This is a genomic window from Isoptericola sp. NPDC060257, assembly GCF_042726645.1.
In the GTDB taxonomy this organism is placed as follows: domain Bacteria; phylum Actinomycetota; class Actinomycetes; order Actinomycetales; family Cellulomonadaceae; genus Isoptericola; species Isoptericola nanjingensis.
The window spans coordinates 1-14,690 of sequence record NZ_JBHXAW010000092.1 but is presented as its reverse complement, the minus strand read 5'-3'; the positions used below and the strand labels follow the sequence as shown (position 1 = coordinate 14,690).

Below are 14,690 nucleotides of genomic sequence, written 5' to 3'. Positions count from 1 at the left end.
GGCTGGAGCCCGGCCGCGAGGTGCGGCTGCTCGGCGTCCGCGCCGAGATGGTCATGCCCGAGGGCGGCACGGACGCCCAGACCACGCCGGTGCGCGGGCGGATCTGAGCCTCGGGGGCGCGAGGGCTCAGCGCCAGTACCGCTCCGGCACGAGACCGAGCCGGCGCAGCTCGTCGGCCACGAGGTCGGCGTAGACGCCGGCTCCGTACCACGAGGTGTGGGTGCGGTCGCCGGTCTCCCGGACCAGGTAGATCGGCTGGGCGTCCACGGGTCCGAGCCCTTCGACCAGGGCCTCGCTCAGCGCGGTGAGGTCGATGAGGCCGACGTCGAGGTCGGCGGCGACGTCACGGACGTGCTGGGGGAGGCTGCCGGCGGCGGTCTCGATCATGCCGGCGGAGTTCAGCTGGTCGCCGTCGAACCGGAGCCGGACGATCGGGCTGACGAGCACGGGCGTGGCCCCCGTGGCCCGCACCCGGGTGACGATCTCGGTGAGGTTGGCGCGGTACTGCTCGGCGGTGGTGGTCTTGTCGTTGTGCGCGAGCTGCACGAGCGCGAGGTCACCGGGGCGCAGCTGGGGCACCAGGGCGTCGAACATCTCCGGCTCGGCCAGCACCGAGACCGTGCTCTCGCCCGAGCCGGAGTGGTTGATGACGCTCACCCCGAGCCGGAAGTGCGCGGGCAGCCGCTGGCCCCAACCCGTGTACGGCGCCCCGCCCTGGTCGGTGACGGTGGAGTCGCCCAGCAGGGCGATGCGCGGGGTGCGGGCGTCGGCGGCCCGGATCCCGATCCCGGCGACGTGCGGCGCGTCGCCGGTGAACGTGAGCGTGAGGCCGGGGGTGCCCTCGCCGGGAGGCTGGTTCTGCTGGCTCTCGGGGTCGCGCACGTCGACGGTGAACGTGCGGCGGGCGAGCTCGCCGTCGGCGGTGTCGACCTCGGGGACCATGAGGCGCCGTGCCTCCGCCTGCACCTCGGTGCGGGCCGGGCCGTGCCGGTCGCCCAGCATGACGGTGACGTCGTAGTGGCCAGGTGCCAGGTCGGGGTAGGTGCACACGACCGGGTCGGTGCCGGTGCACCGCTCGAGCAGCGCCGCGTCCGGGCGGGGGCCGTCCAGGCCCGGTCGCCCGGCGGCGGCGTGCGCGGCCGGACCTCCGAGCGCGGCGCCGGCGGCGAGCGCGCAGAGCGCGGCCGCCGCGACCCGGCCGACAGGGCGACGTCGGGCGCTCACGACAGCTTCCCCCCGACGAGGGCGAGGCACTGGATCGCCGCGAGCCCGTACTGCGCGGACGCGTTGGACGAGAAGCCGGCCTCGTCGACCGCCCGCAGGACGGCGGGCGGCTCCACGCGGTGCGTGCCCCAGTCCATGTCGTCCGGGTAGCCGGCGTGCCCGGTCGCGAGCTCCTTCCAGGCGCGCGCGGCGAGCGCGTCGTCGTCGAGGCGCACGGCGGCGTACGCGGTGGCGCGGGAGTACGACTGCTTGAGGTTGAGGCTGCCCCAGTCCGCGCCGGTCGCCTCCTTCTGCTCGGCCTTCGAGCTGTTGTAGAGCCGGCAGAACTCCACCCAGCGGGCCTCGACCTCCGGCTCGTCGACGAGGTCGAGGAGCTCCGTCATGACCTCGACCAGGCCGAACACGGAGCTGAGGCTGCCGACCTCCACCGCCTTCTCGGGTCCGGAGCTGAACGTCGCGGTCTCCAGGTCGTAGGTGGAGCCGGCCTGGACCCACGCGTTGGGCAGCGCCGCGATCGACCGTGCGCTCGCCAGCAGGCGCTCCTTCGCCCTCGGGTCGCCGCCGCGCTCCCACTCGGTGAGCCACGCCCCGGCGATGGCGCCCCAGTCGGTGGTCTTGCTCAGCGGGAGCGCCGTCGGGTCCGGGTCGTACTCGCCGGTGGACCCGTCGACCTTGCGGCCCGCATTGAGGACCAGGTACGTGCGGTCGGAGTCGACGAGCTCGTGCAGCAGGTCGCCGGAGCGCTCGTCGCCCGTGAGGAAGTAGGCGAACCGGCGGTAGTTCGCGTTGCTGATGCGGACCTGCTTGGCGCTGTCGCCCCAGTGCTGCACGCCGTGCCGGGTGCCGAGGCCCTTCCACTCGCCCAGGTGGTACTGGTCGACCTCGCCGGTGTGCCGGCTCATGGCCTCGGCGAACCGGAACGCGGCGGCATCGCCGGTGCGCAGGTAGTGGTACCAGAGCCACAGGTCCGTCGACAGCTCCGAGTTGTCCCACGCGTAGCCGCCGACGTCGTACCTCCACTGGTGCCGGTCGCCGTCGTAGGAGTGCATGACGTCGCCGTAGTCCCAGAAGCCGTACCAGGAGCGCTGGTCCACCTGCTCCAGGTGATAGCGGTGGATCGCGTCGAGGCGGTCCTCGATGGTCGACCGCGCCGCCGTGGACCGGTCGACCGGCGACCAGGACCCGAACACGCCGGCGGAGTGGTTGTGGTCCGGGCTGCTGCCGGGCAGGGGCGGGGTCGCGTTCGCCGCGGCGAGCTCCGCGAACCGCGCGGCGGTGGGCGTGGCGGCCAGGGCCCAGAACATCAGCTCGGTGGTGCGCGCGACGCCGTAGGGCGTGCCGAACCCGGGCTCGTAGTCCTCGTAGGTGATCTCGAGGGCGTCGAGCTGCTCGGGGTAGGTGTCCTGGCCCATGCCGTCGTGGTAGAAGCGCAGGTCCATCGCCTCGGCCCGCGGCGACCACATCCATACCGTGGCGTCCGCCTCGTCGGTCGCCGCGCCGGTGATCTCCAGCTCCGTGGGGTGCAGCTGCCAGAAGTTCCGCATCCCGAACACCAGACCACCCGCGGGCGTCCCGACGTAGCCGAGGCCGGGCGCACGGCCTCCGGCGTCCGACCGGATCCACGAGTGCCCGGAGCCCGTGCGCTTACGGATCTCGAAGCCGTGCGCGGTGAGCTGCGACAGGCTGTGGTCGCCCCACGCGGGGATCCATTTCAGGCGCGTCGTGACGCGCTGGTCCCAGGTGGCCGGGTCGGGCAGCGCCCGGCCCTCGACCTGCGCGGTCCGGACGGCCTCGCCCGGGTCGCGGCGCATCCCCGTGACGCCGCGCACCGCTTCGGCGAGGACGCCGCCGTCGGGCCCGGCGAAGCGCACGTGACGGTCGTACAGCTCGCCGCGCATCGGGACCGTGAACCGCACGCCGAGCCCCGTGACGAAGTCCTTCTCCTCGTCGCCGTCGAAGACGAACGTGTGCACGAGCCGGATCCCGTCCGAGCCGGCGAACAGCGCGAAGCGAAGCACGAACGGCAGCCAGTCGCGGCGGCCCTTGCGATGCCTGCCCTCGACCTTGACCACCGCGCGCACCGGACCGGACTGCTCGACGGTGACCTTCTCGACCGTCCCGGCGAACTCCTCGAACCCGACCTTCGCGCCGCGGTCGGTGTCGGGGGCGTCCTGCCGCTGCACGACGAGCCGCCCGTCCCGGGCGATCACCGCGCCGTCGCGGCGGATCGCGCGCACGACCTTGTCGCCCTGGCGGCCGAACTCGACCTGCACGACCCCGGTGTCGACCACGACGCGGCCGGGGTTCTCCTGCACCGTGATCGCGTGGGTGCCCTTCGCGGGCGCGCCCGGTGCCAGGCGATAGGTCTCAGCACGTGGGGCGGACTCGCTCACGGCGTGCGCGGTCCACTTCAGCGACCCGTCGGGCCACCAGGCGGTGGGCCAGGTCTGCACGGGCACGGCCTCGCCGGCCGCGGTCGTCAGGGCGAAGGCCTGGTCGCCGGCCAGGGCGCCGCGCGGCCAGGGCACGCCCCAGGTGGCGCCGCCGGCGAGGGCGGCGGGGGCGCCGCCCTCCAGCCAGCGCACGTCGACGGGGTCGTGCCCGGTGGGGGCGAACGGGACCGCGGCCGTGGCCGGTGCGGCGCTCGCGGTGCGCGCGCTGAGCGCGGCGACCGCGCCGGCGGCGAGGGCGGAGGTGAGGACGGTACGGCGGCTGACGTCGACCACGGTGGGTCACTCCTTCGTGACGGTGGGTGCGTTGTCCGTCGGCGGACGTGCCCATCGTGCGAGGAGTTCGCGCATCCGGTCGTGAAACGTGCAAAACCGGACCAGCGGCGACGCGGGACGCTCAGGCGGTGGTGCCGAGCTGTCCCGGGAGCACCTCGTGCCCGAGCGGCGCGCCGGCCGCGAGGAGCTCCACCTCGCCCACGGCGAGGTCGCCGAGCCGCCGCAGCTCGTTGCCCAGCGACCCCGCGACGTGCGGCGTGAGCAGCGCCCCGGGGGCGTCCCACAGGGGATGGTCGCCGGGCAGCGGCTCGGGGTCGGTGACGTCGAGGACGGCACGCAGCCGGCCCGACAGCACCTCCCGCGTGAGCGCCGCGGTGTCGACGAGGCGCCCCCGCGCGGTGTTCACCAGGGTCGCGGCGTCCGGCATGAGGGCGAGCTGAGGCGCGCCGATCATGCGGTAGGTCTCCGGCAGGTCGGGGGCGTGCACGGTGACGACGTCGCTCGCCCGCGCGAGGTCGTCGAGGGACACGGCGGTGGCGCCGAGGGCGCGCGCCCCGTCGGCGTCGACCCACGGGTCGTGCAGCAGCACGTCGACGTCGAACGGCGTGAGCAGCCGCATCACCTGCCGGCCGATCCGGGAGGCCCCGACGACGCCGACCGTCAGGCCGTGGTTGCCCAGCGGGTCGGGCAGCGACCAGCCGTCGAAGCGGCGGTGCGCGGCGAAGGCGTCCGCGGCCTCGAGCACGCGCTTGCCCGCCAGCAGCACCGTCGCCAGCGTGTATTCGGCCACCGGGCGTGCGTTCGCGGCCGCGGCGCTGGACACCCGCACGCCGCGCGCCCAGAGCGCGGGCGTGACGAGCGGCTTCACCGACCCGGCGGCGTGCACGACGGCGCGCAGCCGCGGCGCGCGGCGCAGCAGCGCGTCGTCGAGGCGGGGCGCGCCCCAGCCGGTGAGGAGCACGTCGACGTCCGCGAGGACCCCGCCGGCGGGCCCCTGTCCCGGGTCGCCGCCGCGGTCGAGCGCGTCCGGGGTGAGCACGGCCTCCGCCACGTCCGCCACGCTGCGCAGCCGGGCCACCGCGGCGTCGTCGAACAGCTCGGGGACGAGGTCGGGGTGGCGCACGGCGAAGGCGGCGCGCAGCCGCGTCACGACGCCGCCCCGTCGGTGCCCGTCGTGACCGTCCTGCCCGTCGGGACGGTGTCGACGTGGCCGTCCGGCCACGCCACCTCCACGGCCGCGGGCGGGCCGCCGTCCGCGCCGGGCAGCACCCGCACCGCGGGCACAGGCCGGCGTCGTGCGCCGTCCTCGCCCGTCAGCACGACGAGCGCGGCGACCACCTCGCCGGCGTCGACCGGCCCCGAGGTGCGCAGCCAGGGCACGGCGGACGCCGCGCCGAACGGGTCCGACCCGGTCCGGCGTGCCGCCCCGGTGCTGTCGAGGGAGACGTCCGGCGCGGCGTCCGGCGCGTCGTCGTCCTGGCCGGTCACGCGGAGGGCGCGCACGTGCGACGACGTGCCGTCGTCGCGGACGACCCGGACCAGGGTGCCCGAGCGGTCGGCGCTCCGCTCGACGTGCAGCGCCCCGTCCTTCGGCGCGGCGAGCGGCCACCCGCCCACGTGCAGCCGCCAGGGACCGGGGTCGACGGGCCACGCGGCGTCCCGGTCCAGGTCCTCGGCCGTGGTGCCCGGCGCCGGCGCCCGGCCCGGCACCGCCGTCGCGGCGGGCGTCCACCACGCCAGCCGTACCTCGTCGGGGCCGCGCACCACCGAGGCGGTGGTGAGCACCGGGCCGAGGCGCAGGCCCGCCCACCCGGCGTCGTCGCCCGGTCCGACGGCGGGCCGCGCGGCGGCCGGGTCCTCGTCGTCCGGCGCGCCGCCGGGGACGTCGAGCCAGCAGACCCGGGAGCGGGACACGGCCACGGCGTCGTCCAGGTGGACGCGCTCGACGGCGTCGCGGTGGGACGGCACGCCCCGCGCGTCGAGGAGCGCGGTGTGCGAGTCGAGCGGGGCGGCGACGTCGGCCGCGCCCAGCTGCGGCGACGTCGCGCCGGAGTAGGCGAGGCGCCGGTAGAAGGGGTCGTCGCCGCGGGGCGCCAGCGCGTGCTCGATCGCGCGGTCGGACCCGTGGTTGAGCAGGCGCACGACGCCGTCGGCGGGCGTCGCGCTCACGAGCCACCCGGGCGCCCGGAGCGCCACGGCGTGCGGCTCCTGCCAGGCCTCGGGCAGCTCGGGCGCCGCCGTCCAGACGGGGTGGTCGGCGCCGAGCAGCAGGCCGAGGAAGCCCTTGCTCGCCCAGTAGGGCGACGACCCGCCGGTGTAGAGCTGGCGCACGCGGTCGTACGGGCCGTGCCAGCCGACGGGCAGCAGCCCGCGGTCGTCGATGGCGCCGGCGACGTCGAAGTGCCCGGCCACCGCGGCGGTGAGCGCGCGGGTGGCGCCGGGCGACAGCGGCGTCGCGTCCGCGATCGCCCCCGCCCAGAACGGGGCGAGCACGGCGTGCCGGTAGGTCACCGAGCGGCCCTGCAGCATCGGCGCCCCGCGCGAGCCGACGAGGTGCCGGGCCTGGTCGAGGTAGGCCCGCAGGCGCCCGGCGTGCACGGCGTCGAGCGGGCGGCCCTGGATCCGGGCGTGCAGCAGCGGGTAGACGTGCCAGGCCCACCCCGCGTAGTGGTCGAAGTTCTGCCGCCGTCCGCCGCGGCCCCGGCCGTCGGAGTACCAGCCGTCGCCCACGTACAGGGCCTCGGCGGTCTCGGCGTTGTGGTCCAGGTCGGCCTGCTCCCAGGGGCCGCCGACGCTCGCCAGGAACGCCTCGATGACGTTCTGGAACCACAGCCAGTTGTTCGTGTACCCGCGGGTGCCGACGACGCCGGCCAGCCAGTCGACCGTGCGCTGCCGGGTGCCGTCGTCGAGCCGGTCCCACAGCCAGGGCCGCGTCTCCGACAGCCCGATCGCCACCGACGCCGCCTCCACCACGGCCTGCCGCCGCTCGTCGACCCGGGGCCAGCGCTCGGCGCCCGCGGGGTCGGTGCCGTGCCGCAGCCCGTCGGCGTACCGCTCGAGCAGCCCGCGTGGGTCACGACCGTCCTCGCCCCGCAGGCGGAACGCCGCGAGCAGGAACGTCCGCGCGTACCCCTCGAGCCCGTCGCTCCAGGTGCCCGACCCGCTGACGGGCCCGGGCAGCGTGATCAGCGCGCCGCCCGGCGAGGCGAAGGGGCGGACGGCGTCCAGCAGCCCGTCGGCGGTCGCGAGCCACCGCTCGCGGGTCCAGCGGCGCGCGGGGGCGAGACGCGGGTCGGACGTCGCGGCACCCCCCGTCCCTCCCGTCGTGGCTGTGGTCATGGTGCTGGAGGGCGTCGTCGCGGCGGGTGTCACCTCGGCATCCTCGCCCAGCGGGAGGCGGTCGCGGAAGGTCCGAACATTTCCGATCATCCCCGGACATCGTCGGCTACGGTGCTGCTCTGCCACGACGACCCGATCCGCTCGACGACGACGGAGGACCACCCATGCACCTGCCCACGGCCCGGCACGAGTACCTGCTGCGCGAGGTGGAGCTGCGGGGGAGCGTGCGCTCGGCGGAGGCGGCCGCCGCGCTCGGCGTCGCCGAGGTGACGATCCGCCGCGACATCGTCGAGCTCGACCGCGCGGGGCGGCTGGCGCGCGTGCACGGCGGTGCGGTGACCGTGCGCTCGGCCCGGGAGCCGCAGGCCGCGCGCGTGCTGGTCGGCGTCGTCGTGCCGAGCTCCACGGTGCACTTCCCGCCGCTCGTGCGCGGCATGGAGGCGCTCGCCCCCAGCCTGCACGTCCGTCTCGTGCTCGGCGTCTCGCAGTACCGGCCCGAGCTGGAGGCCGCCCAGGTGGACCGGCTCGTCGGCCTCGGGGTGCAGGGGATCGTCGTCGCCCCCACCACCCGGGACCGGTCGCCGGAGGAGCTCGCGGCATGGCTGCGGTCGGTGCCCGTGCCGGTGGTGGTCGTCGAGCGGCGCGTCGACGGGCTCACCGCCCTGAGCGAACTCGACCAGGTCCGGTCGGACCACGCCCACGGGGCGGTGCTCGCGGTCGAGCACCTCGCGCGGCTCGGGCACCGCCGGATCGGCCTGGCGGTGTACGACCGGACGCCGACCGCCCCGCACGTGCGCGAGGGCTTCGCGACGGCGGTCGCCCGGCTCGGCGTCGAGCCGGGGCCGGACGTGTCGCTGCCCAAGGGCGAGGGCGACCCGGCCGGGCTGGAGCGCGAGCTGTCCGCGTTCCTCGACCGGTGCCGCGACACCGGCACGCGCGCCGTCCTCGTGCACACCGACGACCACGCCGCGCGCCTGGTCGAGGCGGCGCTCGACCGCGGCCTGCGCGTGCCGGAGGACCTCGCCGTGGTGGCGTACGACGACGAGAACGCCGAGCTCGCCGTCGTGCCGCTCACGACCGTCACCCCGCCCCGCCGCGAGCTGGGCCGCGAGGCGCTGCGCGTGCTCGTCGGGCGGATCGTGGGGGACGAGGGCGGCGAGGTGCCGGGGGCCCACGGGTCGCCGCGGCACGTCGCGCTGCTGCCGCGGCTCACCGTCCGGGGCTCCTGCGGCGCGGCCGCGCCCTGACCTGCGGGACCGCGCTACAGCTCCTTCGGGAACGTCAGCACCACGACGGTGGAGACGACGAACAGCACCGCGGCGACGCCGAGCAGCCCGCGCCGGGCGGTGCGGTGCGCCAGCTTGGTGCTGAGGGCGGCGAACAGGGCGACCGACGCGAACAGGATCGACGTCAGCACGTAGTTGTCGCCCGTCTGGTTGGCCTGCCGCGCCGTGGCCGACAGGTCCTCCGCGCGGTCGAGCTCGGCGTCGGCGCGCGCCTGGGCCTCGAGCCGGTACTCGGGCATGAGGAACGGCGTGCGCGGCGCGTCGTCGTCGTGGATCGGGTCGGTGGCGAGCCAGGCGTCGAACGCGGGCACCATCTCGGGCCGGAACCGCGTGTACAGGAACTCGGACTCGGTCCCGTCCACGGGCTCGTACGTCCCGTCCTCGGCGAGCCCGGAGTCGCGGCCCGCGCGGGTCTCGGCCGCGACGGCGTCGATCCAGGACGCGAACGCCGTCACGTCCATCACCGTGAGCTGACCTGCCTCGGTCGAGGCGCGCGTGGACTCGGCCCGGGCGGCTCCGGCCGCGGCGTAGCTGTTGGCCTGCACCCCGGACCACTTGGTGGCCTGGAACGCCGACCACGCCGTGACGACGGTCGCCAGGGCGAGCAGGACGGTGGCGGCGAGCTCGACCCGCCGGCTCACCGTGCCGTCGCCGGGGTTGCCGGGGCCGCTCTCGTCCCGCTGCGTCATCGCGTCGCCCTCCGTCCCCGCGCCGGGTCTCCGGTCGCCGCCGCGGTCACGGCTCATCGTGTCGGATGACCTGCGACTTCGCCCCCGGAACAGGTGGTCGCGGTGAGTTGCCCCGCCCGGCATGCGGACCGTCCGCAGCGGTGCCAGAGTGTCGGCAGGACGGGCAGGGGCGGACGGCCTCGGCCATGCCCGCCCTCCGCCGACAGGTCGACCGAGAGGCAGGACATGCGACCCACAGGACCCGTAGAGCTCGTGCTCATCGAGTTTCCCCGGAGCGACTTCAAGGGCGAGATCGTCGCGGAGCTCGGGCGTCTCGTCGACGCCGGCACGATCGACGTGCTCGACGCGCTGGTCGTGCGCAAGGGCGAGGACGGCTCGGTCGAGTGGCTCGAGGCGAGCGAGGAGAGCGGCGCCGACGAGCTGGCCCGCATCGTGGGCGAGCCCGCCGGGCTGCTCGCGGCGGACGACGTCGAGGACATCGCGGACGAGCTCGCCCCGGGCTCCGCGGTCGGGATGCTCGTGTTCGAGCACACGTGGGCGCGGGGCCTCGGAGCCGCCGTACGCGGCGCCGGCGGGCAGGTGCTCGACTGGACGCGCGTGCCGGCCGAGGCGATCGACGCCCTCGCCGACGAGATCGAGAAGGAGAACTGAGATGCCCCCCATGCGACGGATGGGCCGGCCCGGCCTGATCGGCACGATGGCCCGCACGGCCGTGATCACCGGCACCGCCAACGCGACCAGCAGGGCGATGAACCGTCGCGCCGCCTCGCGCGAGCAGCAGCAGTACGAGGCCCAGCAGTACCAGGCGCAGCAGGCGCAGGAGCAGGCCTGGGCCCAGCAGCAGGCGCAGCTCCAGGCCCAGCAGCAGGCGCAGGTCGCTGCGGCTCCCGCGGCGCCGGCGGAGGACGACCTCATCGCGCAGCTGAAGCAGCTCGGCGACCTCAAGGCCGCCGGCATCCTGTCCGACGCGGAGTTCGCCGCCGCCAAGGCCAAGCTGCTCGGCTGATCGAGCGCCGCCACCCGCCACCCGCCACCCGCGCACCCCGAAGAGGAGCCGTGACCGACGCTGTCGCCGACGACCCGACCACCCGCCGGCCCTGGGCGAGGTTCCTCGGCGTGTGCGCGCTTCTCGGCATCCCGGTGTCGGTGGCCGCGTTCCTGTTCCTCGCGGTCCTGCACGAGCTGACCCACCTGGTCTGGGAGACGCTGCCGGAGACCTGGGGCTTCGACGGGCCACCATGGTGGTGGCCGCTGCCGTGGCTGGCGGTGGCGGGCGTCATGGTCGGCGTCGCGGTGCGCTCGCTGCCCGGGCAGGGAGGCCATCTGCCGGTGCACGGGCTGAGCCTCGGCCCGGTCCCCGCGTCCCACGTCCCGGGGGTCCTCCTCGCCGCGCTGGCCGGCCTCCCGCTCGGCGTCGCGCTGGGACCCGAGGCGCCACTGCTGGCGATCGGGGCCGCGCTGGCCCTGGTCCTCGTGCGGCCGTGGGACGCGCGGCTCGGCGACCCGGCGCGCCAGGTCCTCGCGGTGGCGGGCTCCGCCGCGGCACTGTCGGCCATCTTCGGCAGTCCCGTGGTCGGGGCGGTGTTCGTCGTGGAGGCCTCGGCGATGACCGGCGTGACCGGGGCGCGGCTCGCGGCCGTCGTGCTGCCCAGCCTGGCGGCGTCCGGGGTCGGCGCCCTCGTCTTCACCGGCATGGGCACGTGGACCGGCCTCGAGATCGCGTCGCTGGCGCTGCCCGACGTCGACGCCCCGGCCCGGCCCGACGTCGGCGACGTGCTGTGGACGCTGCCGGTGGCCGTGCTCGTCGCGGTCCTGGTCCGGCTCGTGCACCGGCTGGGCGAGGCGGTCGCCCGCCGGGCGGCGTCCCGGCCGTTCTCGGGGGCGGTCGTCGGGGCGCTCGTGGTCGCGGTCTGCGCGTCGGCCTACGCCCTGGCCACCGGCCGGTCGCCCGAGGAGGTCGCGCTCTCCGGGCAGGCGCTGCTCCCGACGCTCGCGGCCGACCCCGCGGCGTGGGGAGCCGGGGCGCTGGTCGCCCTGCTCCTGCTCAAGGGCGTCGCCTACGCCGTGTCCCTCGGCACCCTCCGCGGCGGCCCCATCTTCCCCGCCGTCCTGCTGGGCGCCGCCGCCGGCGTCCTCGCAGCGGACCTGCCCGGGTACGGGGCGGTCCCGGCCCTGGCGGCCGGCATGGGCGCGGCCACGGCCGCGACCCTGCCGTTCCCCGTCTCCTCGACCGTGCTGGTGGTCATGCTCCTGGGGTCCGGGGCGCCGGCGATGGCGCCGGTCGTGATCATCGCGGTCGTCGTGGGGTACACGACCGAGCAGTTCCTGCTGCGACCGCGTCGCGAGGCCAGGGACCGGGCGCGCGCCGCTGCCGGCTGACCTCGCGGGCCGCGCCGGTCACTCCCCGGTCGAGCCGTCCAGCGCCTCGCGCAGCAGGTCCGCGTGGCCGTTGTGCCGCGCGTACTCCTCGATCATGTGCACGAGGATCCAGCGCAGGCTGAACGCGCCCTCGCCGGGACGCCTGGACTCCCGGGCCGACGTGCCGTCCAGCCCGCCCGCTGCGAGGGCGGAATCGATGCGCCGGTCGGAGTCGGCCACGGCGGCGTCGAGCAACCGGCGGAGGTCCTCGGGCGAGTCCTGCGCAGCGGAGTGGAACTCCCAGTCGCGGTCGGCGTCCCAGTCGACGGTGTCGAAGGGGGCGAGCGCGGCCTCGCCGTCGAACGTCTCGGCGAACCAGCTCGTCTCGACGAGCGCCAGGTGCTTGACGAGGCCGCCCAGCGTCAGGCTGCTCGGCGGGTGCGGCGTGCGCAGCTGCTCGGCGCTGAGCCCGGCGGTCTTCCGGCGCAGGGTGTCGCGGTGGTAGTCGAGGAACGCCCGCAGCGTGGTGACCTCGTCCGCGCGCAGGGGCGGGTCGACGCGGTCGTCGGGGGCCTCGTCGCGCGCTGGGGTGGCGAGCCGGAAGGCGCCGTCGTCGAGGGCGGCACGGACCGCCGCGGCCGTGGCCGCCGGCTCCTCGTCCGTCGTGTCGCGGGCGTGGGGCTCGAGGTCGCCGAGGTCGGCGAACGCGGCGTGCATGCTGCGCACGGCGGCCGGGTCGCGCAGCTCCGCGTCCGCGCGGCCGGTGGCGCGCGCGAGCGTGGCGTCGAGGCCGGGGCGCAGGACGACGTACGCGAGGTCCCAGCCCTCGCGCGCGGCCGCCGCCCGGAACGGGGGCAGGAACCACGGGCCGACGACGCCGTCGAGCACGACGTCGTAGCCGCCGCGGGCGTAGGCGCTCGCCGCCGCGACGACCACCTCGGCGACGACCTCGTTCTGCCGCTGCGACCCGGTGAGGTACGGGGGCACGAACCCGGTGCTGATCGACCGGTAGAACGTGTCGGTGGTGAGGGTCGCGGTGGGGCGCTCGGCGTCGGCGCCGAGCAGCGCGGCCACGGTCGTCTTCCCCGCGCCGGGCGGGCCGGTCAGGATGGTCACGGTCACGCCGCGACCCTAGCCGGGGGCCCGGCGCGCGGCCCGTCTTTTCGCGCGCGGCGGGACGGTTCAGGCCTCCGCGAGCTCGCGCGCGCGCCGCAGCACGTCGTCCAGCATGGCCGGGGTGAGGCGCCCGGTGAACGTGTTCTGCTGCGAGACGTGGAAGCAGCCCAGCACGGTGAGGGTGGCTCCCGGGCCCGCCGTGGTGCCGTCGTCGGGCCTGCGCGCGAGCGTCACCTCGGCGCCGTGGGCGAACCGCGGCCGCGGGCGCGGCACGTCCCAGCCCTGCTCGGCGAGCGTCGTGAGCAGCGCCTGCCAGCCGATGCCGCCGAGCGCGACGGCGACGCGCACGCCGGAGCCGACGAGCTCGAGCTCCCGCGCCAGGTACGGCGCGCAGGCACGCCGCTCCTCGGGGGTGGGCCTGTTGGCCGGTGGCGCGCAGCGGACGGGGGCGGTGACGCGGATGTCGCGCAGCTCCAGGCCGTCGTCGGCCGCCACGGACGTCGCCTGGTTGGCGAACCCGGTGCGGTGCATGGCGGCGAACAGGAAGTCCCCGCTCCGGTCGCCGGTGAACATGCGACCGGTGCGGTTGGCGCCGTGCGCCGCGGGGGCGAGGCCCACGACCACGACGCGCGCGGCCGGGTCCCCGAAGCCCGGGACGGGGCGCCCCCAGTAGTGCTCGTCGCGGAAGGCGGCGCGGCGCTCGCGGGCGACCTCCTCGCGCCACGCGACGAGGCGCGGGCAGGCGCGGCACTCCACGAGGTGGTCGTCGAGCGCCGCCAGCGTCGGCGCGGTGCGGGCGGCGAGCGGGTAGGCGGGGGAGTCGGGCGGCGGGACGGCGGGCACCGGTCCATGGTGGCGCACGACGGCCGGCCCCACGACGGCGCGCGCGGTGCCGACGCACGACGGCCCGCCGTCCCGGGTCGGGAGGGCGGGCCGCGCGGGGGTCGTCGGGACGACGCGGCGGGGTCAGACCGCCGGGTTGAGCCGGCCGCGGGCCGGGGTGGCCGTGGCGGCGGGCACGGTCGCGGTGGCGACGGCGGGCTCGGCGGCGAGGCGGCGCACCGACCAGCCGAGCAGCCCGAAGAGGACGCCGAGGCCCATCACCAGCGCGCTCACGCCGTAGGCGACGACCGACGTGAACAGCGAGGCCCGCAGGAACGAGGCGTTCATCGCGGTGGCGCGCAGCGGGTCGTCCTGCTCGAGCTGGGCGTAGGTCTGGCCGCCGGTGGCCTCGAGCGCGTGCTTGTCGATGACCTGCGCCTGGGCGTACGCGGTGAGCGGGCCGTCCACGGTGGCTCCGCCGAGGAACGCGGCGTCCTCGGAGACGGTGATGTCCTGGGCGGCGAGCTGCGTGCTCACGGTGGCCCACGTGGCGGCGCCGGCACCGATCATCAGGACGCCGGCGATCAGCGCGACGAGGCCGATGATGCGAACCGGTCGCTGGGTGGTGCGGGTGGTGGTCATGGTCCCCTCCGGGTGCCGGGTCGCGTGGTCCGCGGCCGGTCTGGACTGCGCCGGGTCTGGCGCTGTCTCTATGGTAAGACCACAGCTCCTGACCTGCACCGGGATTCTTTGTGAAGTCCTTCACAAAGAATCCCGGGGCGACCGTCGGTGATCGTGCGGCTCGCCCCGGTCGCGCGTGCGCGGCGGGCGTGGTGGTCTGGACGGCGGCCGGACGGCACCGGGCCGGCCGGCGCCGAAGGGGGAGCAGCATGAGCGAGAGCTCGGGTCTCGGTGGTCTGTTCGACAAGGCCAAGGAGAAGATCAAGGACCTCGCCACCGACGAGAACATCGACAAGGCGGCGGCCGAGGTGAAGAAGCGGACGCCGGACAACGTCGACGGCTACGTCGACAAGGCGGCGGCGGAGGCCAAGAAGCGCAACGACGACGGCCCTGCCGCCCGGCCCGGCGGCGGCCAGGGCGCCTGACCCGAAGTCGACCGAGCCCCTCGC

Annotated in this window: 13 protein-coding genes; 5 read left to right on the top strand and 8 right to left on the bottom strand. The window is 76.2% G+C overall.

Going from position 1 to position 14,690, the window contains the following annotated elements:
- Positions 1-126 precede the first annotated feature (126 nt).
- The 4 genes from ACFWEK_RS09805 to ACFWEK_RS09790 all read right to left on the bottom strand — a co-directional run bounded on the left by ACFWEK_RS09805 (position 127) and on the right by ACFWEK_RS09790 (position 7,289).
- Positions 127-1,224 (bottom strand): rhamnogalacturonan acetylesterase, encoded by a 1,098-nt coding sequence (locus tag ACFWEK_RS09805; protein WP_430553925.1) that lies wholly within the window; start codon positions 1,222-1,224, stop codon positions 127-129.
- Positions 1,221-3,950, bottom strand: coding sequence for a Tat pathway signal sequence domain protein (locus ACFWEK_RS09800; RefSeq protein WP_430553924.1), 2,730 nt, complete (start codon positions 3,948-3,950; stop codon positions 1,221-1,223). Before ACFWEK_RS09800 ends, ACFWEK_RS09805 begins: the two co-directional genes overlap by 4 nt.
- A gap of 121 nt (positions 3,951-4,071) precedes the next feature.
- Positions 4,072-5,100: a hydroxyacid dehydrogenase gene (locus ACFWEK_RS09795; protein WP_430553923.1), complete on the bottom strand. Its 1,029-nt coding sequence runs from the start codon at positions 5,098-5,100 to the stop codon at positions 4,072-4,074.
- Entirely contained in the window at positions 5,097-7,289 is a 2,193-nt protein-coding gene (locus ACFWEK_RS09790) for a DUF2264 domain-containing protein (protein ID WP_430553922.1), read from the bottom strand. Before ACFWEK_RS09790 ends, ACFWEK_RS09795 begins: the two co-directional genes overlap by 4 nt.
- 164 nt (positions 7,290-7,453) lie before the next feature.
- Between ACFWEK_RS09790 and ACFWEK_RS09785 the strand changes: the two genes are divergently transcribed.
- Positions 7,454-8,536, top strand: coding sequence for a substrate-binding domain-containing protein (locus tag ACFWEK_RS09785; protein WP_430545399.1), 1,083 nt, complete (start codon positions 7,454-7,456; stop codon positions 8,534-8,536).
- A 14-nt stretch (positions 8,537-8,550) separates the two neighbouring features.
- On the opposite strand, the gene ACFWEK_RS09780 is transcribed toward ACFWEK_RS09785, so the two are convergent.
- Complete coding sequence (locus ACFWEK_RS09780) at positions 8,551-9,321, bottom strand: hypothetical protein (RefSeq protein WP_430553921.1); 771 nt, start codon at positions 9,319-9,321, stop codon at positions 8,551-8,553.
- A 168-nt stretch (positions 9,322-9,489) separates the two neighbouring features.
- Here ACFWEK_RS09780 and ACFWEK_RS09775 point away from each other — a divergent pair, with 168 nt between their 5' ends.
- Genes ACFWEK_RS09775 through ACFWEK_RS09765 form a run of 3 tightly spaced genes read left to right on the top strand, consistent with a single transcriptional unit; the run spans position 9,490 to position 11,643 of the window.
- Entirely contained in the window at positions 9,490-9,915 is a 426-nt protein-coding gene (locus ACFWEK_RS09775) for a DUF6325 family protein (RefSeq protein WP_430545401.1), read from the top strand.
- Between the two features lies 1 nt (position 9,916).
- On the top strand, positions 9,917-10,270 hold the full coding sequence (locus ACFWEK_RS09770) for an SHOCT domain-containing protein (RefSeq protein WP_430545402.1): 354 nt from the start codon (positions 9,917-9,919) through the stop codon (positions 10,268-10,270).
- 50 nt (positions 10,271-10,320) lie between these two features.
- Positions 10,321-11,643, top strand: coding sequence for a chloride channel protein (locus tag ACFWEK_RS09765; protein ID WP_430553920.1), 1,323 nt, complete (start codon positions 10,321-10,323; stop codon positions 11,641-11,643).
- 18 nt (positions 11,644-11,661) lie between these two features.
- On the opposite strand, the gene ACFWEK_RS09760 is transcribed toward ACFWEK_RS09765, so the two are convergent.
- From ACFWEK_RS09760 to ACFWEK_RS09750, 3 genes are all read right to left on the bottom strand, one after another.
- Positions 11,662-12,744: a DUF664 domain-containing protein gene (locus ACFWEK_RS09760; RefSeq protein WP_430545404.1), complete on the bottom strand. Its 1,083-nt coding sequence runs from the start codon at positions 12,742-12,744 to the stop codon at positions 11,662-11,664.
- A gap of 60 nt (positions 12,745-12,804) precedes the next feature.
- A complete protein-coding gene (locus ACFWEK_RS09755; RefSeq protein ID WP_430545405.1) occupies positions 12,805-13,581 on the bottom strand; it encodes a uracil-DNA glycosylase in 777 nt (258 codons plus the stop codon).
- A 123-nt stretch (positions 13,582-13,704) separates the two neighbouring features.
- Positions 13,705-14,202 (bottom strand): aromatic ring-opening dioxygenase LigA, encoded by a 498-nt coding sequence (locus ACFWEK_RS09750; protein ID WP_430553919.1) that lies wholly within the window; start codon positions 14,200-14,202, stop codon positions 13,705-13,707.
- A 248-nt stretch (positions 14,203-14,450) separates the two neighbouring features.
- Between ACFWEK_RS09750 and ACFWEK_RS09745 the strand changes: the two genes are divergently transcribed.
- Positions 14,451-14,666: a hypothetical protein gene (locus ACFWEK_RS09745; RefSeq protein WP_430545407.1), complete on the top strand. Its 216-nt coding sequence runs from the start codon at positions 14,451-14,453 to the stop codon at positions 14,664-14,666.
- Positions 14,667-14,690: the final 24 nt, after the last annotated feature.

Excerpts from the sequence above, each read along its gene's own strand:
- ACFWEK_RS09790 (WP_430553922.1), bottom strand. The coding sequence starts at position 7,289 with ATGACCACAGCCACGACGGGAGGGACGGGGGGTGCCGCGACGTCCGAC.
- ACFWEK_RS09785 (WP_430545399.1), top strand. The coding sequence starts at position 7,454 with ATGCACCTGCCCACGGCCCGGCACGAGTACCTGCTGCGCGAGGTGGAG.
- ACFWEK_RS09780 (WP_430553921.1), bottom strand. The coding sequence starts at position 9,321 with ATGAGCCGTGACCGCGGCGGCGACCGGAGACCCGGCGCGGGGACGGAG.
- ACFWEK_RS09775 (WP_430545401.1), top strand. The coding sequence starts at position 9,490 with ATGCGACCCACAGGACCCGTAGAGCTCGTGCTCATCGAGTTTCCCCGG.
- ACFWEK_RS09770 (WP_430545402.1), top strand. The coding sequence starts at position 9,917 with ATGCCCCCCATGCGACGGATGGGCCGGCCCGGCCTGATCGGCACGATG.
- ACFWEK_RS09750 (WP_430553919.1), bottom strand. The coding sequence starts at position 14,202 with ATGACCACCACCCGCACCACCCAGCGACCGGTTCGCATCATCGGCCTC.
- ACFWEK_RS09745 (WP_430545407.1), top strand. The coding sequence starts at position 14,451 with ATGAGCGAGAGCTCGGGTCTCGGTGGTCTGTTCGACAAGGCCAAGGAG.